At 58.8% G+C, this 22,392-nt stretch carries 23 protein-coding genes; 16 read left to right on the top strand and 7 right to left on the bottom strand.

The window, feature by feature from the left end; all coding sequences use genetic code 11:
• Positions 1 to 208: 208 nt before the first annotated feature.
• Positions 209 to 1,120, bottom strand: a complete 912-nt coding sequence (locus tag PMN64_RS07630) for a dihydrodipicolinate synthase family protein (protein ID WP_050994232.1) — start codon at positions 1,118 to 1,120, stop codon at positions 209 to 211.
• A 133-nt stretch (positions 1,121 to 1,253) separates the two neighbouring features.
• On the opposite strand from PMN64_RS07630, the gene PMN64_RS07635 reads away from it, so the two are divergent.
• Together PMN64_RS07635 and PMN64_RS07640 are read left to right on the top strand one after the other, a co-directional pair.
• Positions 1,254 to 1,700 (top strand): CoxG family protein, encoded by a 447-nt coding sequence (locus PMN64_RS07635; protein WP_028342715.1) that lies wholly within the window; start codon positions 1,254 to 1,256, stop codon positions 1,698 to 1,700.
• Between the two features lie 330 nt (positions 1,701 to 2,030).
• On the top strand, positions 2,031 to 2,501 hold the full coding sequence (locus tag PMN64_RS07640) for a cupin domain-containing protein (RefSeq protein ID WP_077230984.1): 471 nt from the start codon (positions 2,031 to 2,033) through the stop codon (positions 2,499 to 2,501).
• Positions 2,502 to 2,572: 71 nt separating this feature from the next.
• Here PMN64_RS07640 and PMN64_RS07645 read toward each other — a convergent pair whose 3' ends face one another.
• A complete protein-coding gene (locus PMN64_RS07645) occupies positions 2,573 to 3,349 on the bottom strand; it encodes an aspartate dehydrogenase (protein WP_168388408.1) in 777 nt (258 codons plus the stop codon).
• Between the two features lie 159 nt (positions 3,350 to 3,508).
• On the opposite strand from PMN64_RS07645, the gene PMN64_RS07650 reads away from it, so the two are divergent.
• Entirely contained in the window at positions 3,509 to 4,936 is a 1,428-nt protein-coding gene (locus PMN64_RS07650) for an aldehyde dehydrogenase family protein (RefSeq protein WP_077230981.1), read from the top strand.
• A gap of 86 nt (positions 4,937 to 5,022) precedes the next feature.
• On the opposite strand, the gene PMN64_RS07655 is transcribed toward PMN64_RS07650, so the two are convergent.
• Positions 5,023 to 5,970: an alpha/beta hydrolase gene (locus tag PMN64_RS07655; protein WP_063607104.1), complete on the bottom strand. Its 948-nt coding sequence runs from the start codon at positions 5,968 to 5,970 to the stop codon at positions 5,023 to 5,025.
• 24 nt (positions 5,971 to 5,994) lie between these two features.
• The gene (locus tag PMN64_RS07660; RefSeq protein ID WP_016844816.1) at positions 5,995 to 6,948 is read right to left on the bottom strand and encodes an amidohydrolase family protein; all 954 of its coding nucleotides are present in this window, start codon (positions 6,946 to 6,948) and stop codon (positions 5,995 to 5,997) included.
• 249 nt (positions 6,949 to 7,197) lie between these two features.
• Here PMN64_RS07660 and PMN64_RS07665 point away from each other — a divergent pair, with 249 nt between their 5' ends.
• From PMN64_RS07665 to PMN64_RS07705, 9 genes are all read left to right on the top strand, one after another.
• Positions 7,198 to 8,055, top strand: coding sequence for an FAD binding domain-containing protein (locus PMN64_RS07665; protein WP_028342717.1), 858 nt, complete (start codon positions 7,198 to 7,200; stop codon positions 8,053 to 8,055).
• Between the two features lie 9 nt (positions 8,056 to 8,064).
• Positions 8,065 to 8,538, top strand: a complete 474-nt coding sequence (locus PMN64_RS07670; RefSeq protein WP_016844813.1) for a (2Fe-2S)-binding protein — start codon at positions 8,065 to 8,067, stop codon at positions 8,536 to 8,538.
• Positions 8,538 to 10,829: a xanthine dehydrogenase family protein molybdopterin-binding subunit gene (locus PMN64_RS07675; RefSeq protein ID WP_035632283.1), complete on the top strand. Its 2,292-nt coding sequence runs from the start codon at positions 8,538 to 8,540 to the stop codon at positions 10,827 to 10,829. Before PMN64_RS07670 ends, PMN64_RS07675 begins: the two co-directional genes overlap by 1 nt.
• A gap of 194 nt (positions 10,830 to 11,023) precedes the next feature.
• Positions 11,024 to 11,662: a TetR/AcrR family transcriptional regulator gene (locus PMN64_RS07680; protein WP_016844809.1), complete on the top strand. Its 639-nt coding sequence runs from the start codon at positions 11,024 to 11,026 to the stop codon at positions 11,660 to 11,662.
• A gap of 211 nt (positions 11,663 to 11,873) precedes the next feature.
• Positions 11,874 to 12,092 (top strand): hypothetical protein, encoded by a 219-nt coding sequence (locus tag PMN64_RS07685; protein ID WP_125459128.1) that lies wholly within the window; start codon positions 11,874 to 11,876, stop codon positions 12,090 to 12,092.
• 23 nt (positions 12,093 to 12,115) lie between these two features.
• Complete coding sequence (locus PMN64_RS07690; RefSeq protein WP_245288814.1) at positions 12,116 to 13,033, top strand: ABC transporter ATP-binding protein; 918 nt, start codon at positions 12,116 to 12,118, stop codon at positions 13,031 to 13,033.
• Between the two features lie 32 nt (positions 13,034 to 13,065).
• The gene (locus PMN64_RS07695) at positions 13,066 to 13,821 is read left to right on the top strand and encodes an ABC transporter permease (protein WP_411780265.1); all 756 of its coding nucleotides are present in this window, start codon (positions 13,066 to 13,068) and stop codon (positions 13,819 to 13,821) included.
• 20 nt (positions 13,822 to 13,841) lie between these two features.
• Positions 13,842 to 14,945 carry an ABC transporter substrate-binding protein gene (locus tag PMN64_RS07700; protein WP_077230983.1) on the top strand — a complete coding sequence of 368 codons (1,104 nt, stop codon included), beginning with the start codon at positions 13,842 to 13,844 and terminating at the stop codon, positions 14,943 to 14,945.
• 169 nt (positions 14,946 to 15,114) lie between these two features.
• Complete coding sequence (locus PMN64_RS07705) at positions 15,115 to 15,726, top strand: TIGR00730 family Rossman fold protein (RefSeq protein WP_028342721.1); 612 nt, start codon at positions 15,115 to 15,117, stop codon at positions 15,724 to 15,726.
• 165 nt (positions 15,727 to 15,891) lie between these two features.
• On the opposite strand, the gene PMN64_RS07710 is transcribed toward PMN64_RS07705, so the two are convergent.
• The 3 genes from PMN64_RS07710 to PMN64_RS07720 all read right to left on the bottom strand — a co-directional run bounded on the left by PMN64_RS07710 (position 15,892) and on the right by PMN64_RS07720 (position 18,303).
• Complete coding sequence (locus PMN64_RS07710; protein ID WP_080686847.1) at positions 15,892 to 16,728, bottom strand: alpha/beta fold hydrolase; 837 nt, start codon at positions 16,726 to 16,728, stop codon at positions 15,892 to 15,894.
• 77 nt (positions 16,729 to 16,805) lie between these two features.
• Positions 16,806 to 17,012, bottom strand: coding sequence for a hypothetical protein (locus tag PMN64_RS07715; protein ID WP_125459174.1), 207 nt, complete (start codon positions 17,010 to 17,012; stop codon positions 16,806 to 16,808).
• A 667-nt stretch (positions 17,013 to 17,679) separates the two neighbouring features.
• Positions 17,680 to 18,303, bottom strand: coding sequence for an Lrp/AsnC family transcriptional regulator (locus PMN64_RS07720; RefSeq protein WP_016841238.1), 624 nt, complete (start codon positions 18,301 to 18,303; stop codon positions 17,680 to 17,682).
• Positions 18,304 to 18,652: 349 nt separating this feature from the next.
• Here PMN64_RS07720 and PMN64_RS07725 point away from each other — a divergent pair, with 349 nt between their 5' ends.
• The 4 genes from PMN64_RS07725 (at position 18,653) to PMN64_RS07740 (ending at position 22,392) form a co-directional block, all read left to right on the top strand.
• On the top strand, positions 18,653 to 19,417 hold the full coding sequence (locus PMN64_RS07725) for an enoyl-CoA hydratase/isomerase family protein (protein ID WP_411780266.1): 765 nt from the start codon (positions 18,653 to 18,655) through the stop codon (positions 19,415 to 19,417).
• Entirely contained in the window at positions 19,418 to 20,185 is a 768-nt protein-coding gene (locus PMN64_RS07730; RefSeq protein WP_225159861.1) for a creatininase family protein, read from the top strand.
• Positions 20,186 to 20,446: 261 nt separating this feature from the next.
• The gene (locus tag PMN64_RS07735) at positions 20,447 to 21,601 is read left to right on the top strand and encodes an LLM class flavin-dependent oxidoreductase (RefSeq protein ID WP_028342726.1); all 1,155 of its coding nucleotides are present in this window, start codon (positions 20,447 to 20,449) and stop codon (positions 21,599 to 21,601) included.
• Positions 21,602 to 21,678: 77 nt separating this feature from the next.
• Positions 21,679 to 22,392 carry an enoyl-CoA hydratase/isomerase family protein gene (locus PMN64_RS07740; protein ID WP_245288815.1) on the top strand — a complete coding sequence of 238 codons (714 nt, stop codon included), beginning with the start codon at positions 21,679 to 21,681 and terminating at the stop codon, positions 22,390 to 22,392.

The following is a 22,392-nucleotide window of genomic DNA, read 5'->3' on the forward strand; positions in this document are numbered from 1 at the left end:
CTGTACATCTGTACGAATAGTCGTACAAGTGTACAAATTGGATGCGCGCCGGCAGGACAGGCGACTGCTTCCGCGACATCCAGTGGGCCCGGTTGTCCGCCTCACGCTTCCGTCGAAGCAGGCCACCACGCGGATTCCGTTTCTGCGTTTGACGAGTGCCGGCGCGGACGGGCAGCGCGGCCAGCGAAAAATGACTGAGATCGAACCCTCAGGAGGTGGGCGCGCTTTCAGAGATCAGTGTGCCGAGTTCACCAAATTCCTTGAGGATGTCGGAAACTTCGGCGCCTGCTGCTTCAGACAGGGGAGACTGCGGTTCAGCGGGCAATCCGACGTCGTATCCCTGCAAGCCAAGGCCATACTTGATGCAGGCTGCCAGGTTGAACCTTGCGAAGACCTCGTTGACGCGCCATAGCCGGCGTTGAAGAGCAGCCGCCTCTTCCCAGCGCCCGGCGACTGACAGATCATAAAGTCTGACGCTCGTGCGGGGCAGGATGCAGGCCGGACCTGCCATCCATCCCAATCCTCCCAGCATCATGACGGCGACCGGAACGTGAGAAGAAGCTGCAAAGATGCCAAGTTGGGGGCATCGGTTCATGATTGAAAGGAGCCGCCCCGTGTTGTTGGAGGCGTCTTTCACGTACTGAATTTGGGGATGGTTGGCGAGGCGTTCGATAACGTCAATCGAAAGGTCGGTCTTCTGGAACTGGGGATTTGTGTAGATCAAGAGTGGCAAAGCGACCGAATCCGCAACGGCACGAAAGTAGCTTTCGATTTGCCTCTCATCCAACGGGAAGTATGACTCGAGTACCAGGAGGATGCAGTCAGCTCCCAGTTCCTTGCAGCGCCTGGCTTGCCGGATGGCCTCGCGAGTCGTGGTGGCTGCGACGCCGGCGATAACAGGCACCCGCCCTTGGGTCGCATCGGCAGTGTGTCGCACGACGTCGGCACGAGCGTCGGCATTGAGATAGGCATATTCGCCCGTCGAACCGAGAGCTGCGAGACCATGCACGCCGGCCTTGATCAGATCATCGCAAATGGCCCGTAACGCGGGACCATTGACAGTCCCGTCGCTTCGAAGCGGCGTCGGAAGATAGGGAAACACTCCTCGAAACTTCGTCATAGACCGCTCCGCCCAGGTGCATCTGCCGCAAAGTATACCTATGTTGACTATTTGGTCAACTAAGGACATCATGCGGCGGAAACAATCTGGCCCCGGCTCTGCGGAGGGGTGGCGAACAGAGGAGATGGTTTGCATGGCCATGACCATGAACGGCGAAGTCCAGCTTCTGGCGTCTCGTGAGGCGGTATGGGCGAAGTTGAACGATCCCGAGGTGCTCAAGGCGTGCATTCCCGGTTGCGAGGAGCTTGAACCGACGGACGACGGCGGCTTTCGTGCGGTTGCCAAAATGAAGGTCGGCCCGGTGTCGGCCCGCTTCAAGGGACGCGTAACGCTTAGCGATCTCGACCCGCCCAATGGCTACAAGATTTCCGGTGAAGGAGAGGGCGGAGTCGCCGGCTTCGCCAAAGGAGGTGCGACGGTGCTTTTGGTTGAAAAGGACGGTGGCACGCTGCTGACTTACAATGTCGAAGCCCAAATCGGCGGGAAGCTTGCGCAGTTGGGGCAGCGCCTGATCCTTGGCTCGGCCAAAAAACTGGCAGACCAGTTTTTCGGCAACTTTGCCAAAGAAGTACAGATCTGAGTCATTTGACGGGCCGATCACGCATTCCACGAACCGACGTCCCCCGAGACGATCCTAGAGGGCAGCGCGGATCGACGCGGTGAGCAGCAGCTCCGGTAAGACCGCCAGTCTGCCTCTATGTTGACTAGTTAGTCAACATAGAGTACAACCCGGATGACGTGGCGGCACCAGTTGTGGTCGGCTTTTCCATCTAAGGCGATATGCGAAAGGTTGGGCCGGTGCCCGCCGACGCTAGGCGAAACCAGATTGTTTTGAAGACAGGAGAACTAGATGGCTACGGCAAGGCACGCTCGCTCGAAGGAGCTTGAATCGGCTTCATTGGAGCAGATCATGGATCGCTACGTCGCGCGTTATGCCGACCGCCGCGCGGATTGGGCGGCGTTCGAGGACGCCAAGATCGAAGGCTTCAAGCGCGCGCAACACCGCTTCATCGGCGCTGGCGGCTCGGGCAAGCACAACGACGTCGCGGCGATCCCGCCCGGGAATTTCACTCTTTCGATCATGTTCGTCCCTCCCGGGCAGGGCAATGCCGCTCATACCCATGAGGTCGAAGAAGTATTCTTTGTCCTGCAGGGGCACCTCGACGTCTTCGTGCAGGACGAAGATGGCCGCAAGATCAGCAAACGCCTGGGTCCATGGGAATGCATTTCCTGTCCGGCCGGTGTGATCCACGGCTACGATAACAACAGTCTCGAGCCCGTCTACTTCCAGGTCATGCTCGGTCGCGCCAAGCCCGAAACGATGGGGTACGCGGATGACGAGCTCTACAAGCGCCGCGATGAGCACTTGAAGGCGTCGTAGGAGGCCAGTTTCTCCCGAGCGCCTGAGCCTTTCTGTGACGGAGGGGATGGCGCTGAACTCGGGCCGGCGGATCACGCAAGGATCAGGCCGGCCCGCTTTTTGATCGTTTGGATCAAGCTGTACGGCGCCAGCACGGATGTTTTCGGATTAGACGGCAAGGTCGCTGATCGAATCGAAGCCGAAATCTCGCCGAACGCGCCGCGCGCCACAAACGAGTGATTGTTGCCGTCGGCGGCAGGATCGACAATCAAGCGCACTTTCGTTTTCTCGAAGCCGAGCCCGGCCAGCGCCAGTGCCGCGACGACGTTGGCATTCTGCGGAAACTGGAGCGCGGCCGTTCGTGCATCGGATTCGAAAAACGCGGTCGCCTGCCTGACGGAGATCAGATCGATCAATTGCTCCGCCCGGGTACCTTTCCAAGCCTGCGGCGCCTTGCGGCCGGAATATTCCACCGAATCGAGGCCGGCTTCACGAGCGGCGCTGACCGCATCGATGCCGCCGAGTGCGCCGCCTGGTATCAGCAGGCGGCCGCCTCCATCCGCTGCTGCCTTTCGCAGCGCATGCTCAAGTACCGAATCTGCCAACGCGCCGACTGAAGCGACCAGAAGATCCGTTCCGTGCCGGAGGATGGCTTCGCCAACGTCGCGCAAGCTCCCGTGACCCGCGCACTCGACCACCAGTTCGGGGCCGGTTGCCAGGAGAGCTTCGAGGCTGTCGACGACGGGAACTGAACACGCTTCGGGGCGTGGGAGCGAAAACGCCGCGCTCACCTCGATGGACCGATCGGCTTGCAGATGCTCGATGACAAAGCTTCCGATCGCCCCGAAACCAATGACCGCAACCCTCATGATGGCCTCCAATCCCGGACGATTACGCATCTCCAAATCATGTTGACTATATAGTCAACATAGTGTCAAGCTTTCGGCTTCTGCACGCAAGCCGTGCCGAAAACTCCGCGCGATCGAGGTCGCGCTCCTGGGCGGCTTCACTCAAACGGGAAGAAGAAGATGACCACGACTGATGTCGGTACCTCGGCTTCGACGGCAGCGTCCGCAATGGATCAGGTATTCCCTGTGAGAAACCCTTACAGCGGCGGCGTCGCTTTCAACGTACGACCTGGCGGTCCGGCTCGGCTCGCGAGCAGTGTGCGCGTAGCGAAAACGGCGTTCCGGACGTATCTCAGGACTCCCGCCCATCAGCGCGCCGCATGGCTCAGCGGGGCCGCAGCTGCAATGGAGAGCGTGGCCGTCGACCTCGTCGAGATGACCATCGCTCATATCGGCAAACCCCGTAAGGCAGCCGAAATGGAGGTCAAGCGCAGTGTCGCGTTTGTCCGCGCCTGTGCGACGCATTTGCACAGCTTGAAAGGCGAGCTGGTGCCGGTCGACATGGTGCCCAACGGCGCGGCGTTGTTCGGCTTTACTCGTCGCGTGCCGTATGGCGTGGTGGCTGCGGTCACGCCGTTTAACGCGCCCTCGAACCTCTTGGTGCAAAAGCTTGCTCCCGCGCTGATTACCGGCAACGCGGTCATCATCAAGCCATGCCTGGAAGGCACGGAGATCGCTGGAGCAATCGCCAAGGCTTTCATCGCCGGCGGCGTCCCGGAGGGGCTGGTGCAAGTCCTTCCCGGTGATCGCGAGGAGGCGCTTGGCTTGGCCGCTCACTCCGATGTCGATGTCGTCACCTTGACCGGAGGCACTGCCGCAGGAGATGCGCTGGCCCGGGCAGCCGGCGCGAAGCGATTTATCGGCGAGCTGGGTGGAAACTCACCAAACATCGTTCTTGCCGATGCCGATCTCGAGGATGCGGTGAAGCGCATCGTTCCGTCGTCGTTCGAGGCGAGCGGTCAGCAATGTATCTCGACGCAGCGCATCATTGTGGAAGCGTCAGTATTCGACGCATTCCTTCGACGCTTCATTGATGCGGCAAAGCGCCTCAAAGTGGGCGACCCGACGCTACCTGACACCGATCTCGGTCCAGTCGTCTCGTCGCGCGCAGCCGCAAGGATCACCGCGATGATCGATGACGCGCGTGGTCGCGGTTGTCGGGTCGAGACCTGCGGTGAAGTGGTCGATTGCATAATTCCGCCGACGATCGTGGTTGATCCGCCCGTAGGCACCCGGTTGATCAGGGAAGAGGTATTCGGACCCGTCGTTGTGGTGATGCGCGCCAGCGATATCGATGATGCGATCCGCATAGCGAATGATTGTGAGTTCGGTCTGCAGGGATCGTGCTTTACGTCAAGCCTCGCGAACGCGTTGCGGATGTCCGAGGAAGTCCACGTCGGCTCACTCTGGATCAACGAAGCGAGCCGCTTCCGGCTCGACAATTATCCCTTTGGCGGCGTCGGTCGATCCGGAGTTGGACGCGAGGGGCTGCCCTACGCGTTCGAGGAATACACGCAGCCGAAATTCACCGGCATTCGGCTACCTTGAGCAGATCGCGATCGGGCTCCGGCAGACGCAGAAACCCGGGGACCAGGTGAACGCCCTCAGAAAGGGGGCCGTGACGCGATCTTGCATCAGGCGAGTTGAACCGAGGTCGCGTCGCACGTTTCAGCGATAAAGTCGAGGCAGGCCTGGCCCAGAACGTCCTCGGCGGTGTCGAAGTGCGCGATGATCGACGTGTGATTGTGGCCTTTCATCCAGGCGAACGGCGGTGCATGACCCTTCGCCGCCCCCAGTCGGTGGGCAAGCTCGAAGCAGTATACGTCGATCAGCGGATTTTCGAACTCGGAGCATGCGACGAAGGTCGGCGGACTAGAACTATCGACATGCGAAACGGGCGAGACATCGTCATAGGTCGAAACGTCAGGCCCGTAATATTCGGTGACACGCTTGGCATTGGGGTTGTCCGCTCTCGCATCCGCCCGTACGCGGCCGCTGACGATCAGAACGCCCGCGAGGCCATGCCCCGTCGCGGGCTGGTGCCGTCTATCATAGGCATAGCTTCCGACATGAGCGCCGCCGGCGGAGTGTCCCATCAGAAATATCCGATTGGGGTCGACACCCAGGTTTGCCGCGTTGTTCCGCATCCAATGCACGATGGCCGCGATGTCCCGGGTGGCTTCGGGATACCGCGCGTCGGGCGCCAGGCGATAGCCGGCGTTGATGCCGACGATCCCGTGGCGCGCGAAGTAATAGAGTACGTTCGCGTATATCTCCGTGCTGCGATGGCGGCTGCCCTCGGTGAACGCGCCGCCATGGACAAAAATCAGACCGGGCCGCGTTGTGGAACTGCCGTCAGCCGGTTGGAATACCTCGAACGCCTGCCGTTCGTGCGTTCCATATCTCACCGTCTCAGCCTGGATCCCGTCTTTCGGTGAAGACTTCAACACCCGGCTGAATTCCTCCACCATCAGCCTCACATGGCCCGTGGTGTCGCTCGCCCACTTTGGGCCAATCTCGGCCATCAGGACGCGGAGATCGGAAGGGATCTCGGGGCGCTTGGTCATCAGTCGACGTACCATCGTGTGTCTTCGCTGGTTCGCCAGTTACAGCTTGAGCAGTCGTCTGGCGTTATTGCCGACCAATTTACGTTTGTCGTCGATCGAAAGCTGAAGTTCTCGGATCCAGTTCATTCCATCCTTATTGTCGACGTAAGGGTAATCCACGGCGAACATGATGCGGTCGATGCCGAGCTCGAGCATGGTGCAGGTCAACGCCGGCGTCGAAAAGAAGCCGCTGCAGGTCACGTGGAAATGCTGGCTGAACTGCCTACGGAAGCCCAAGCCTTCCTGACCAGGGCGGGCCAAGGCCTGGTCAATGCGCCAGAGCAAGAACGGCAAGGTCTCGCCAAAGTGGCCGAGGATGATCTGTAGCCTTGGGTACTTTTCCAACGCACGGCTCAACACGAGCCGAATCGCCGCGGTCGCCGTTTCAACGGTAAATCCCCAAGCCGGCCGGATCACCGTGGGAAAATCGCGCGCATAGTCCTCGTAATAATACTTGGTGACCTCGGAATGTGGCACCGACGGATGCAGATAGATCGGCACATCGAGCTTTTCGGCGACCTCGAAGATTGGCCAGAAGCGTTTGTCGTCGATGAACAGGCCGTTGGTTAGCCCGTGGATCATTGCGCCCTTGAACTTGAGCTCATTGACGCAGCGTTCGAGTTCCCGCGCCGCCTGCTCGGGCACCGGTGTCGGCAGAGCAGCAAACGCGGCAAATCGACCGGGATGTCTGGCGCACGCCTCCGCAAGGCGATCATTGACCCGTTTCGTTAAGTCGACCGCGATTTCAGGCCGCAGCTTTTGGGCTGCGGGCGCTCCATGGGAGAGCACCTGGACGTCGATTCCCGCCTCATCCATCGCACGCAGCCTGGTGTCGCCGATCTCGGCAAGCTGATCGGCCACATGAGAGTTGTTCTCGCCGGCTGGGAAATGCCGCGCCATCTCGGGGTCCCAATAGTGTTCCTCGATGGCGATCACTGGTGTATCGTTGAACATGGCGAATGCCTCTTTTTGTACCTCTGGCCGGCGCTGGCTCCGGTGAGGTCGATCCACGGGCCGTCTCCGGTTGCGTCCAAAGCCTATTCGTTTGTTGACTATATAGTCAACATAAGACATAGTCCGGCCACGCCGTGAAGCGCTGATCCGGCGATGGCTGGGCCGAGCGAATTGCGAGCGCTCCTTTTCGTTCTTATTGGGTCGCGATGCAGACCGTAAGTCGGCCCATCGCGCATTGGTGGAGACAGAATGAAGCCGCCCGCTTTCGAATACGCCGCGCCCTCGACACTGGCTGAGGCCGTCAGCCTTCTCGCTTCGCGCAACGGAAATGCCAAGGTGATTTCCGGCGGTCAGAGCCTGATGCCGATGCTCGCATATCGTTTGGCTGCACCTGAGCTGCTCGTGGATTTGAGGCATCTGAAAGACCTCGCTGCGATCCGGATCGAGGCGGACGGCGTCCGGCTGGGTGCAAAAGTGAGGTGGTGCGATATCGAAAATGACCGGCGGCTCGCGGTCAGCCATCCGCTGCTCGCCGAAGCCATCAAGCACGTTGCCCACTACCAGATCCGCAATCGCGGCACCGTGGGCGGTTCGGTGGCGCATGCCGATCCATCGGCCGAGATGCCCGGCGTCGCCCTGACTTGCGATGCGCGCATGACGATCGTCGGCCCCGCCGGCACGCGCGTCGAGGCGGCGGCGGATTTCTTCACCGGTCCGCTGGAGACCAGCCTTGAGCCGGACGAAATTCTCACCGAGGTGCATTTGCCGGCGTGGCCGGCGGAACGACGGTGGGCATTCCTCGAATTTGCGCGTCGCAAGGGCGATTTCGCGATGGCTGGCGTTGCTCTTCATTACGATCTCGATGGCGGCGGCCGCATCACCGATGCGCATATCGGCGCGATTGGGATCGCCGACCGGCCAATCCGGCTCGCCGAAGCCGAAGCGGTGCTGAATGGCAATCAGGTGACCGATAAGTTGATTGCGATGGCTTCGGCAAAGGCACGGCAAACCGTCGATCCGCCGAGCGACATTCATGCGCCTGGCGCATACCGTGCAGCCCTTGTCGCGACGCTGCTCAGTCGCGGTTTAAAGAAGTCGGCCGTTTAGGAGTTTTAGATGAAGATCGAATTCAGCCTCAACGGAAAACCCGTCAGTGCCGACGTTGAACCTCGTACCACGCTTGCCGATTGCATCCGGGACGATCTTGGCCAAACCGGTACCCACTTGGCATGCGAGCACGGCGTCTGCGGCGCTTGCACGGTGCTGGTGAACGATGAGGCCGTCCGCTCCTGCCTTATGCTCGCAGTCCAGGCACAGGGCGAGCGAGTTGTAACGGTCGAGGGGCTTTCCGGAGATGAACTGACGCCATTGCAGACCGCGTTCCGCAAGCATCACGGATTGCAGTGTGGCTTCTGTACGCCAGGCTTCATCACCACGGCGCATGCGCTGTTGAGCCATGAGCCGTATGCGGACGAGGAGCGGATACGAGAAGTCCTTTCAGGCAACCTCTGCCGATGCTCGGGATATGTCCCGATCGTCGAGGCGGTGCTCGAAGCGCGCAGTTCTTACCAGGTTCCCGGGAGCAAGTGATGAAGGCCTCCAACTCGTATATTGGCCGCCCGATGGAGCGGGTCGAAGACTTGCGCCTGCTTCGCGGCAGGGGCACGTACGTCGCAGACGTCAACCGGCCGAACCAGCTTTATGCGGTGATCTTGCGGAGTTCGACGGCGCACGGCTTGATCAAATCGATCGATAGCAGCGCGGCGCTCGCGCTGCCAGGGGTACATCGCGTACTGACCGGCAAGGATCTGGGGGACAACGTTCCGCGGATTCCGCTGCGCTTGCAGCCGTTGCCGCAGCTCGAAACGTTTCATCAGCCGGTGATCGCCGATGGCAAAGTCCGCTATGTCGGTGAGCCTGTCGCGGTCGTGATTGCCGACAGCGCGGCCATGGCTGAGGATGCGCTGGAGCATATCATTTTGGATATCGAGCCGCTGCCAGCCGTGGCCAATCGCGAGCATGCCGAAGCCAAGCGATCCGTATTGTTCGAAGATCATGGTTCCAACGTCGCGATCACCTGGAAGGCGTTTCGCGGCGATGCCGACGATGCGTTCAAGAACGCGGACTACATCCGCCGGGAGACGTTCAAGGTCCAACGCCACGCTGCAATGTTCATGGAGCCGCGAGGCTTCGTGGCCGAATGGGATGCGGTGGCCGGGAAACTGACGGTGTGGGGCGCGGCAAAGACTGCCTGGCATAACCGCCGCACGCTTGCCGCCCAGCTCGACCTGCCGATCGAGGCGGTGGATCTCATCGAGGTCGATGTCGGTGGCGGCTTTGGTTCGCGTGGCGAGTTCTACCCGGAAGACTACCTCATCCCTGCAGCCGCGCGCATCGTAGGCCGTCCGGTGAAATGGACTGAGGATCGCCGCGAACACCTCATGAGCGCCAACCACGCGCGCGATATGGAATGCGACGTCGAATTCGCGACGACGCGTGACGGTCGCTTCATAGGTCTGCGTGGGCAAATCTGGTCGGATATCGGCGCCTACGTGCGCACCAACGGATCGGTCGGTCCACGGAATATCGCGCAATATATGTGCGGTCCATACTGCATGGAGCATGTCGACCTGAAGAGCTCGATGCTGACCACCAACAAGACGCCGTGCGGGACCTATCGCGGCCCAGGGCGCTACGAGACCGATTTCGTCCGCGAACGCATGATCGATCTGGCCGCCCAGGACTTGAAGATCGATCGGATCGAACTTCGTCGTCGCAATCTGGTGGCCGACGCGCAAATGCCTTATCCGCTGCCCTCGATCACGCCCTACGACAGCTCGACCGAGCTCGATAGTGGCGATTATCACACCGTTTTTGACCGCTGCTTGAAAGAATTCGACTGGGAAGAAAAGAAAAAGCTGAGTGGTAAGTTGATCGACGGTTACTACCACGGCATCGCGATCGGCAGCTTCATCGAGGGTGGCGCGGCGGGGCCAAAGGAAGAAGTGCGCCTGGTGCTGGAAACCGACGGTGCGCTGTCGGTGTATATGGGATCATCCTCGGTGGGGCAGGGCCTGGAAACCATCATGGCCCAGATCGCGGCCGACGCGATGGAGATGCCTTACCACAAGATAACGATCCTTCATGGATCGACCGCCTACGTGAAAGATGGTTACGGGGCGTATCACTCTCGTTCGACCGTGATGGGCGGCTCGGCCATTCTGTTGGGCGCCGAAAAGCTCAAGGAGCTGATCAGGAAAACGGCAGCGGAGCGGCTCGGCTGCAAGCCGGAGGAAGTGATCGTCGATAGCGAACGCGCCAGCTTCGATGGGAACCAGCTTTCGTTTGCGGATCTGTCGGAAGCCCCCCTTGAGGTCGAGGCCGAATTCTTCAATAAAAAATATACCTGGGCTTATGGCACGCAAGCTGCGCACGTCGCCGTCGATCCAGGCACGGGTCATGTCAAGGTGATAGAGGTCATGTCGGTCGAGGATGTTGGCCGCATGATAAATCCGCTGACCTTGCACGGTCAGGCTATCGGTTCGATGGTTCAAGGCCTCGGCGGCGCCTTCCTCGAGCACTTGGTGTATGACGACGAAGGACAGCTCCTGACGGGCTCTTTTGCCGACTATCTGCTGCCCACCGCCTCGGACTTTCCGAAACTGGATTCGGTGACGCTTGAGCTCAGGCCGTGCCCGAACAACCCGCTCGGTGCCAAGGGCGCCGGCGAGGGTGGGCTTATTCCGGTGGGGGGGCTTATGGCCAACGCGGTGGCGGACGCGCTGTCCCATCTCAATGTTCAACCGATGCAGCTGCCGCTGTCGCCGCCGCGGATCTGGCAACTGGTCGAGGAGGCGGAGGCATCGCACGCTAAAACCTAGTCATTTTGCATTTGATTTTCGGGTGCGGTTGCGCTCTGTTCGTGCAGCAAAATGGGAGCGTCCCCAGCCTGAGCGTCGGTGAATGCAAAGGCCGTTGGCGAAATGAATGCTTCCAGGGTATTGCTCTTGTAGACGAAGGGAGCCGCGTCTTGGCGCGTCGTAGCAGTGATCCGGCTCGCGTACGCGAGAAGATCTTGAAGCTGGCGATCGAAGAATTCGCCCGCATCGGGTTCGAGGGCGCACGGGTTGACCGCATAGCGGAGCGCTGCGGTCTCAGCAAGAACATGTTGTACTACTACTTCAAATCCAAGGAAGGCTTGTTTGTCGCCGCCCTGGAGCGGATGTACGAAGACTTTCGTAATCAACAGAGCGATCTTTCGGTGCGCGCGAGTGATCCTGTGCTTGCGCTGAAGCAGCTGATCGAGCACACCTTCGTGGCGCTCGAGAGCAATCCGAATGCGATCCGCCTGCTGAACGAAGAGAACAAGCACCGCGGAAAATATATCCGCAAGTCGAAGCGGATCCGGGAGCTCTACAATCCGCTCGTTGAAACTCTCAGTTTCATCCTGGAGCGCGGTAGTCGAGACGGAACTTTTCGTTCCGGTTTGGACCCCGCGGTCGTGTATCTGACACTCTCGTCGCTGTGCTATCATTACCTCTCCAACCAATACACGCTGGAAAATGCGCTCAATAAAGACTTGAGCTCAGCATCGTCGCGAGAACATTGGCTCAAGCACGTTACGAATCTCGTCCTGCAGTATTGCGTGTTGGATCCCGGCGCGGCGTTAGAACGGAAATCAAACGTCAAAGCGCTCGCAGAGACCCCTGGCTAAGCATTCGTTTCACCCTGTTCGAAGGAAGATGAGCTGCTTCTTACAAGGCATTTCTTGATCGTGCATCAAGCGAGACGCTTGAAAAGAGTGCAGCTGGCAGGGTCTACGTAGAGGTCCATCTCGGTCTAACGCCCTCGATCCGCTCGCCAAGATCTGCTCTTGAGCGGAACCAGCGAACTGTGGCGCGCCAGCTCGCCCGCAGCAGATCACCATGCTGGCAACATTGGAAGTTGAAGCTGCCCAACCGCCAGAGCGCAAGGCGAGGGCATTCCGGATGCCTCTTGCGGCAAACTCGAATGTACGTGCGATCACTGGCGGCGACCGGCTCCACGAGCATCTCAACATAAGCGCGCGATCGGGCGATCCTGTCGCGATCAAGGCAGCCCAAATTTCACGCTGGACAAATTCAAAAATTCAGTTAACTGAATAGTCAACAGAAATAGAAAACGGCGCATGTGGCGCCTTGGCGTAGTTCTTGCTCCCCTCGAGAGCGACTGTCAGCCCTGTGGGAAGGAAACAATGATTGCTTTGAAAGCTAACGTGGAGGGTGGCGCATATGGCGCTCTGGTTCCGAACGCTGGCGGATCGAAACCGCCGATGATTCACATCGCTGGTCTTGAGAAACGGTTCAGGACGCGTTCCGGCGAAACCGTAAACGCGCTCACAAACGTCGATCTCGATATCCAGGAGAACGAGTTCATTTCGGTGGTTGGTCCGAGTGGGTGCGGCAAGACGACGCTGCTACGCATCCTCGCGGGTCTCGAAGGCGCATCGTCAGGCGTCATTCAATGCGACCAGACACAGATCACTGGGCCGCGCCCGGACGTCGGCGTGGTGTTCCAGCAAGCGACGCTCCTGCCATGGAACACCGTATTGGCCAATGTCCTGTTGTCGGCACACCTCAAGAGCGATCGATCGGAAGCGACGGTAAGGCGCGCCGAGCGCCTGCTGGCATTCATGGGGCTGAAGGACTTCGCGCAGAAGTACCCCTTCGAACTGTCCGGCGGCATGCAGCAACGTGTCTCGATCTGCCGGGCATTGATGCGCGAGCCGCGGATCCTGCTGATGGATGAGCCGTTCGGCGCGCTCGATGCAATGACGCGCGAAGCGATGAACATGGAATTGATGCGGGTCTGGTCCGAAGAAAAGAAGACCGTCATCTTCATCACTCACAGCATCCCGGAGGCGGTGCTGCTCGGCGACCGTGTCGTGGTCATGTCGCCGCGACCGGGCCGGATATCCGAGATCATCGACGTCGACGTTGGCCGGCCGCGTACGCTGCAGACAATGGCAACTCCACGCTTCGGAGAGATCTGCGATCACATCCGGAATATCTTCGGAGCACAATCCTTGACGACGACATCGCTATGAGCAGTCCAATGACCCCATCGCGAGCCCACCTGTTGCAGTCAATCGCCGTCGCCGTAGCGGTGATCGCATTCTGGGAAGGCGTTTGCCGCCTATTCGCGGTCTCGCCCATCGTGCTTCCCGCCCCGAGCTCGATAGTGTTCAGGCTGTATGCGCTGGTCACGAGCGGAATGATCTGGCCGCATCTCTGGGCAACGTTGGTCGAGGTCCTGAGCGGCTTTGTGCTCGGCTGCGCCGCAGGCTTGATTATCGGTGCGATGATCTCGCTCATTCCGGTTTTTGAGCGACTGGTCTACCCCTATCTCGTCGCGCTGCAAACCTTGCCGAAGGTCGCCATTGCGCCCCTCTTCATCATTTGGTTCGGCTATGGCTTGACGTCGAAAATCGTAATCACGGCACTCGTCTGCTTCTTCCCGGTGTTGGTCAGCGTGATCGCCGGCTTTCACTCCACCGATAAAGATCAGCTCGACATGATGAAGGCATTCGGTGCCACCAAATTGCAGACCCTAATGCGTCTGAGGATTCCGTCGGCATTGGTGTTGATCTTTGCCGGCCTCGAGATCGCTGCCGTCCTTGCTGTTATCGGCGCCATCGTTGGGGAGTTCGTTGGCGCTCAGGTGGGGCTCGGCTACCTGGTGGTTACGCTGAACTTCAGCATGGACGTTTCCGGCGTCTTTGCCGTGTTGATCATCTTATCGGCGATCGGCCTGGTGATGCACGGCCTGATGAGGTATGCCGCACGCAGGTACATCTTCTGGATCGGGCGTAGCGATGCGCCAGTCATGACGTGAAACAATTTAGGAGATAGCCGATGTCGACCATGTTGCGTAAGCGCGGACTATTAGGGGCGGCTGCCACCGCGATAATCGTTTATTTCGGCGGAATGCAGAGTGCGAGCGCCCTGGAAAAGGTACGCTTGCTGATTCCAGTTCGCAATATCGACGAAGCGTTCTCACCATTCGTCGTCGCCAAGGAAAAGGGCTATTTCGCATCCGAAGGCTACGACGTTACGCTGATCGCGGTCGGCGGCTCCAACGAATCGGCGATACAAGTGTCGGCGGGCAACGCGGAAGTCGGCGCCGCCTCGCCAGGTGAAGCTCTGGTTGGGGTTCAGTCCGGAAAGCTCGACATTCGATACTTCTACGGGCTCTACTATTCGAACATCTGGTCGGTCGCCGTCCTGCCTGATAGTCCGATCAAGGCGCTCGGCGACCTGAAAGGCAAGAAGCTGGGCGTCCAATCGATGGGGAGCGCCGGTACGACGTTTGGTCGCGCGTTCGTGCAGGCCGCCGGCCTGGATCCCGACAAGGATGTTTCCTTTCTGCCGATAGGTGTTGGAGCGCAGGCCGTCACATCGATCCGTCAGAAGTTTGTCGACGGGGCCGTCTACTGGGATGCCGCGCTCGCCAAGTTCAAGTTCTCCGGTCTCGGCATTCGCGAGCTACCGGTGGCGGAAAATCTGCGCGCGTTGCCGGATGTGGGCTTGCTGGCCCGCACACAGACGATCGAGAGCAATCCAAAGATGTTAACGGGAATTGGACGGGCCGTTGCAAAGGGCTACGACTACTCGATGGCAAATCCCAAAGCTGCGGTTCTGATCACTTGGAAAGCGTATCCCGAGGCTGCATCCAAAAACCCAGACAGCGCTGCAGCGCTTGAGGAAGGAATAACCGTCAATCAGGCACGGCTCGGCATTTGGAATACGCCTAAGATTGGTGACAAACACGGGACGTTTGTCTCCGACGATTGGAATCGGCTAATCAACTTCTTTGTCGACCAGAAGGTCTTACCGGCTCCCATAGCCGTCGATCACGTTCTAACGAACCAGTTCATAGATAGTATCAACAACTACGATCGAACCGCCATCATCAACGATGCGAAGAAGGACGGAAGCTCCAAGCTCCAGGGCGATTGAGGATCGTCACGCTCGGCGCCATACTGATTGCGAGAGGCCTTGTACGGCTACCCGTGCCAAACTGAATATAGCGCATCGCTTTCCCTCGAAACGGGATAGGGCATGTTAGGGCGAAGACGACGGATATCGAGCCCTTGTGACGGCGCTCGTCGGAAAGGTTATCGCCAACATGAGCAAGATCAAAGCAGTCTGCGTCTATTGCGGTTCCTCGCCCGGACACGATCTTGCCTACGTCGAGGCAGGCGAACGATTGGGACGCGCACTTGCTGCATCGGGATTAACGCTGATCTATGGCGGCGGAACCCATGGCGTGATGGGCGCAGTTGCTCGCGGCACATTGGACAACGGCGGCAAGGTCGGCGCGATCATTCCGAGATTTCTCACCAACTGGGAAACGACGACCGACGCGCTCAAGACGTTCGAAGACTTGACGATCACCGACACCATGCACGAGCGCAAGCACAGAATGTTCGAGCGTTCTGATGCCTTCGTGGCGCTTCCGGGTGGCATCGGCACCATCGAAGAAATCGTGGAAATCATGACCTGGGCCCAGCTTGGGCAGCACCGCAAGCCGATGGTCCTGGTGAACATCAAAGGCTTTTGGGCGCCGATGATGGCGATGCTGAACCACATACGCAACGCAGGTTTCCTTCATAGAGACCACCTGCTTCAGCCCATTGTCGTCGATCGTGCCGAGGATGTCATCCCTGCGATTGTCGCTGCCGCTGCTAAAGATGGCGCGCCCAAAGCCGGTGGTTCGTCGATCATCGACAAGATGTAGATCTCAACGTCCTCAGACGTCATGAGGCCAGGTGCCGTTGGCTTCTGATGTTGGCCCATAGCGACATGCTGCGCTGCCGCACGAACTTGGTCGCTATAGGAGCAAAGTGGACATAGTCACCACCAGCCACATGCCCCGCTGGTTTATAAGTACACGGCCTAGTGACTATGTGTTCTCTAAAATAATATGGGCGAGCTCTGCCGGCCTAGAGAAGAAGGAAGAATGGCTGGTATCGATGCTAATGATCTTCGCGCCGGGTACATCAGCGGCCATTTGACGTTGGCTTTCAATTGGAATCGCTTTGTCCATTGAACATTCGATGAAAACGCGAGGGATCTTGCCGAACCGATCGGCTGTTATCTCTGACACTACAGCGTAGGGCACGGTGCTAGTGATGGGCACGCAATTCTTGATAGCTATATTGACGTCATGGTCGCTACAATCGCCGTAAAACGCAGCCTTCACGAGGTCGCGCCGGGTTGTATCGAGCTCGAGACCGCGACCGTCGCCAACTAACTTAACTATCGCCAGGATTTCCCTTTTCTGAGGATTAGTGGCATCTGCTTTAGTATAATCCAAGACCGTTTTTCCTTGGGGGACCATGAACGCTGTAAGATAGATTAGCTTCGAAATCTTCTCCGGATACTTCTCCCCTAGATAAGTCAATGTGGCGCCGCCCATGCTATGGCCGAGCAATACGACAGGCTCTCTTGACTCTTGCAGCATTTTCTCTACGGGCTGCACATATTCTCCCATAGTCGAAAAGCTATCATATCGGCTCTCGTCGAATCCGTGTGACTTGAGGTCAGGCGTGGCCACAGCGCAACCCGCTTCAGCCAGAAAATTGCTGACTTTTTCAAAACAAGCGCCCCAGTGCCATGATCCGTGGACCATAATTATCTTCTGCCTGGTCGGCGGAGACGCTTCTGCCGATACTGCAGAGGCGGAGATGACAGAAAAAGCAGTTGCACCAGCAATTTTGAGCGCGTCACGTCGTTTCATAAATGTTTCCCCAAGTAGCTGTCGTACGGAAGTCGGTCGGGCATCGGAAGGCAATCCGACGGGCCGCCGCGAGCGATTTAATGCTCCAATTCGCCACCCCGAGGTCGGCTGCGAAGCTGGCCGGTATGGGCGGCCCAAACGCTGCTCAGTATCTCGTATTCCGAGACGTCCATCGGGTGATCGATAGGCGGATATTGAGCTAAGTTGCGCTGCAACGCTTCCAGCTGCTTGGCCAGCCCGCACCTCAGTGCTTCAAATACTCGCCGAAGTTTTTGAGAAGTCATCTAGTGTCTCCGAAGCAATAGTCGCCAGTGGCGGCCGCTTGGACCATTCGTCGACGGGTCTGAGGAGGGTCTGTCCAACCGTCACACACCAAACAGCCTCCGGTCTACGCGCGGATTTCTCCGCTCTAAAACGGTAACGTGGGCTCCCTTCATCCCGCGGGATCGCGCGGCGCGTATATTGCTAGATTGTGTTGACGGTATGGTCAACATGATTCATGGCAAATGCACCTCGGTACAGCGTACCGAATCGTCGGCGGGTTGATGGCACTCATTAGCGATGACTCAATTTGTGCGACAGGGTCGAAAATGAAGCCGGAATTAAAGCGAGCGGCGTTGGTGTTGTTGGGGCGGCGCCGTGATGAACTTCACGGGTGGCGCGTCGGCGGGAGGAGAAATACGGGCCGGGCTGATACGTAGATTAAATCGGTCAAATGATCCCATGTAGATCCGCAACGTCCAGGGGGCCAGTTGGCTTCGTGGCGTCTGTAGTCCGCATGGCACCAAGTTGAAGCCCACTTGAACCACGCCTCGATTGCGGGCTTTGGTGAAGAAGGCCGAGGGGCTCTGCAGGGATTAGACCCAAGTGCGGTGGATCTGTCTACGTTCATGGAATCCTAGCGGAAACGATTGTCTACCAGATCTGATCGTTGTGAGTTTCCTGGTTGGCTCAGCTTGCACCTACCGACGGCTTATCCGCGTGCGACAATCCGAACGTCACGCTATGCTCTGGCCTTGCGGGAAGGGCAGTGGCTTCGCACTTTGCCTTGGCGGCACCATACCTCGCCGTCGATTGACACGGTCTGATCTGGACAGGGCGCGTCGTGTCGATCGGGAGCACCGTCTTGTACGAGATCTTCTTCAAGGCAAGATTGGATTTGATGCTGGATACACCCGAAATGCGCGATAGCTTGTTTACGATGAGATCTTCGAGGTCCTCAATATCCGAAGCCATGACGCGGAGCAGATAGTCGTTATCACCAGTCATGAGATAGCATTCCATCACTTGCTCCATGCGATCGATTGCACGGGTGAAGTTATCGAGTGAGTTCTGTACTTGCTTTTCGAGCCTCACCTGGATGAATGCGGTCACGCCAAGACCCAGCACGGAGGCATGGAGGATTGTAATTCTGCGATCAATCACGCCAAGCTTTTCGAGGTTTTTGACCCGGGCGAGGCAGGGTGAAGGAGAGAGGTTAACTCGAGCGGCGAGTTCGACGTTGGTCAGGCTCGCGTTCTGCTGCAATTCGTTCAGGATCTTGATATCGATTCTGTCCAGCGCCACCACGGTCATACTGTAGTCCTCCTATGGGCAAACGATACGACTGTCGAGGCCTCCCGTCCCGCGCGTTGCTCCGCACGGTGACATCTCGATGACAGCGATGCTAACGCTTCCCTCGGTTGCGGAATTTCGACAAAATGCCGACTTGTATCTAAAAACTGACAATCTGATCGGTATCCATGTTGCTTATCAGGCGTTGGAATCGTGAGAAAAATCGATCCCACATAGAATAGGTGAATCCGCGCCGAAGCGGCAGAACCTGCGGATTGGGGAAGCTCCGGCGAATGTTTGTGTTGCCGTATCTGAAAACGATCAGCAGATTCGGCAGATTACCAAGGGGAATTTTGGCTAGCCTGCAAGCATGGCAAGCTCCGATATTCTGCTGATAGATCGCGACGCCGACGTGGTTGTGATGACGATGAATCGTCCGCCGGCGAACGCTCTGAATATTGACCTGATCTCCGTCCTTCTGGATCGAATTCAATCCTTCGCACGAGATGAGGCTCCGCCGGGTATCGTCCTGACGGGACGTGGAGATCGCTTCTTCAGCGCCGGCGGCGACATCAAGGAGATCGCGACCGTCGAGGTGGCAACGCCACGGTTAAGGATGTTTCACGCGCTGCTGTGTGAAATGGAAAGGTATCCGAGCCCATTCATTTGTGCCGTTCGCGGTTACGCCGTGGGAGGAGCCTTCGAGTTTCTGCTGCATGCAGATTACGTGGTGGCAAATCCCGAATGCCAGGTCGGGTTCCCGGAGATCAATCATGGGCTGCTTCCCGCCGTGAAGGGCATGCGTCAAGCGGGGCGAATGCTCGGCCAGCGGGCTGCCAAGGAGTTGCTGTATTGGGGAGAGTTGATCGACGGGTCAAAAGCCCTCAGACTGGGTGCGGTCGATCAAATCGTTGACACGGACGAGGTTGCCAACAGAGCCAGATCGATTTGTCGTCAGCTCCGAAGCAAGGACAGAAAGCTGTTCGCGGCGATAAAGCGGTCTTTGAATCTCACCGGTCAGATGAGTGACGGTGAACTAGACGACATGACGATCGCGGATCTGCCGGCGTATCTGGACGAAGAGGGTTCTGCCGAAGCCAGAGCCCGCTTTCTGGCGAAGAACAAGAAGGTCTGAATGAGCGAGCCTGGATGGATGGGCGATCTGCGCCTGGAGCTCATGACATTCGAAGATGTCTCGATGGCTCTGAGCAGCGGGTTCCACACTGTGGTCGTACCTTGCGGGGCCGTGGAGCAGCATGGACCCCATCTGCCGCTTTGCATGGATGCGGACCATGCGGAAGCCCTCGCCACCTTGGTCGCCCGCCGCCTCGGTCGAACGCTTATTGCCCCGACAATAAGGGTCGGCTGCTCTTCTCATCATCTGACGTTTCCCGGCACCATATCGATACGTCCCGAAACGCTCGAGGCGTTGTGCTCGGACTATTGTGCCAGCCTGATGCGGCACGGCTTTTCCAGAATCATCTTCTTCTCTGGCCATATCGGCAACTTCCCGGTCCTCAGGGACATGATGCCGCGCCTTCGCGGGAGCGTTGAAGGACGAGCACGGATCGATGCTTTCGTCGATTCCGAGGCGTGGATGAAGGGGTGGCGGGAAGCGGTCTCCGCTGCCGGTGGCGATGAAGCCGCGGTAGGCGGCCACGCCGACATCGCCGAAACGTCACTGATGATGAAGATTCGTCCAGACAGCGTACGTATCGATCGTTTCGAACCAGGCCACATCGGTCTGCTGTCGCAGCACCAGCTGGAGCTGATGTGGAGGAACGGCATTTCCTCCGTCACGCAGAACGGGGTCCTCGGAGATCCTCGTGGTTCGACGGTTGCGATCGGGGAAAGCTGTCTTGAGCACATAGCGGACCTCCTGGTCGACGCGTTCGAAGACTGACCCGCTTCACACCTTCCTGCACAGCTTGAGATTTGCGCATCCGAACGAGCGGAAAAGGCTCGTCGTCAAGACGTGTGCGCCGTCGAGAGCAGGCTGTGAAGCCCACGGCGAAAGACGGCTCCGTGCGCGCCACTGGCGAGCCCATGTTCACAGACAGCACAAAATTTTGAAAGTCGGGCGTCGACGAGCCGTATTCGGAGGAAAATTTCGCCGGTTCTGCAACATTGTTTCGTCCATCAGGTACGCCGGAAGGACAGCAGAATGGCACTCAAATTTGGGTTCTGGTCGGAGCAGGAAACTCAGGTCGGGCAAAGCTACGCCCGGCGGCTTCATGAACTCGTTGATGAGGTTCGCCTCGCCGAGAAGGTGGGTTTCGATTGCGTCGCGCTCTCTGAGCAGCATGTTGCGCTTGGCGGCATTTCCAGCTCGGCACCGGAGGTCGTCTACGGGTACCTCGCCGCGGTGACGTCGCGCGTCAAGCTGCGTTCCGCCGTTACCCTCATGCCTCAGCGGATCAATCACGCGCTGCGCTCCGCGGAGCGTCTGGCGGTCACCGATATCCTTTCGCACGGTCGCATGGAGTTTTATGGCGGGCGCGCGAATACGACGATTGCCATGCGGGCATTCAATGTCGATCCGGCTGAAACGCTCGCACAGATGGAAGAAGGAATCGCGCTTCTCCGCAAGTCGATGCGCGAAGACATTTTCACATTTGAGGGCAAATACTACCAGATCCCTCCGCGTCAACTTGTGCCGAAGCCGGTCCAGAAGCCGTACCCGGTGATCGGCATAGCGGCCACCAGCGAGCGCAGCCACAACTGGGCGGGCTCCGAGGGATTGGCCGTGATGAGCCACTCGATCTATCAGGGCTGGGAAGTCCAGAAGAAATTGCTCGCCGCCTATCGCGGCGCCTGGAAGCGCGACGAACAGGGCCCGCTCGATCGTCCCCGCATCGGCATCCCGCTATTCCTCGGCATCGGTCCCACCGATCAGAAAGCCAAGGACGATTACGCTGAACCGCTCATGCACTATGCGCGGATCTCGACGGATGCGTATCCGCGCCTGGCGAAGCTTGCGGACGACTATTCCTACATGAGCGAGAGCGTCCCGTCGATGGAGCGCGCCGGGCGAGACTGGGACTATCTCCTGAATCACTCCGCCACGACCGTGTGCGGAGCTCCGGATACCGTCATTCGCCAGCTCGAACAGTATGAAGCGCTCGGTGTGGATGAGGTGCTTCTGCACCTGGATTCGGTACCTCACCACAAGATCATGGAGGCGATCGACATGGTGGGGCGCTACGTGATCCCGCATTTCAACGACAAGAACAACGTTGTCCGTCCCACCGAGGAAATTCTCGACACGATCCGGGCAATGCGGCCGCAGAACTCCGGGTCCTCGAAGAAGGCAGTGTAAGGAACAGGTCCATGTTAGAATCGAAGTACGAATATCTCCTCAACGAGAAGCGCCCGAGCGGTGTCGCGGTCGTGACGATGAACCGTCCCGAGATCCTCAACGCGATCAACTGGGACATGCATGACGAGCTCGAGCAGGTGTTCGTCGATCTTGATCGGGACAAATCGGTCCGGGCGATCGTGCTGACCGGAGCCGGCCGTGGTTTTTGCTCCGGTGGCGATCAGAAGACGCTGGACAAGAGCCCGATCCCGTCGCCGACCCGCGGCGGACGCCACCTGGTCCGCAACATGCTAGAAGTGGAGGCTCCAATCATTGCCGCCGTCAATGGCGTGGCCGTCGGTCTCGGCGCAACGCTTGCCCTGATGTGCGATGTGATCTTTGCGCAATCGACCGCCCGGTTTGCCGATACCCATGTCACGGCCGGCGTCGTGGCGGGCGATGGTGGTGCGGTCATCTGGCCGCTTCTGATCGGTCCGGTCCGCGCCAAGCACTATCTTATGACGGGCGCCTTCGTGTCCGCCGAGCAGGCTGTTGCGATGGGCATGATCAACGAAGCCGTTTCCGATCGTGATGTCCGCGAGGTGGCGATCGAATACGCGGAAATGCTGGCGAGCGGTCCACGAGAAGCAATCATCTGGACGAAGTATTCGGTGAACAAGATTGTCAAGGAGTTCGCGCATCTCCTGTTGGACACGTCCACCGCCCTGGAAACCCTTACGTTCGCTACGCCCGAGCGTCGCGAAGCGGTAGCCGCCTTTGCGGAGAAGCGCAGGCGTTTCGCGGAGCGGTGA

The organism is Bradyrhizobium sp. UFLA01-814 (assembly GCF_046718885.1).
GTDB lineage: Bacteria > Pseudomonadota > Alphaproteobacteria > Rhizobiales > Xanthobacteraceae > Bradyrhizobium > Bradyrhizobium elkanii.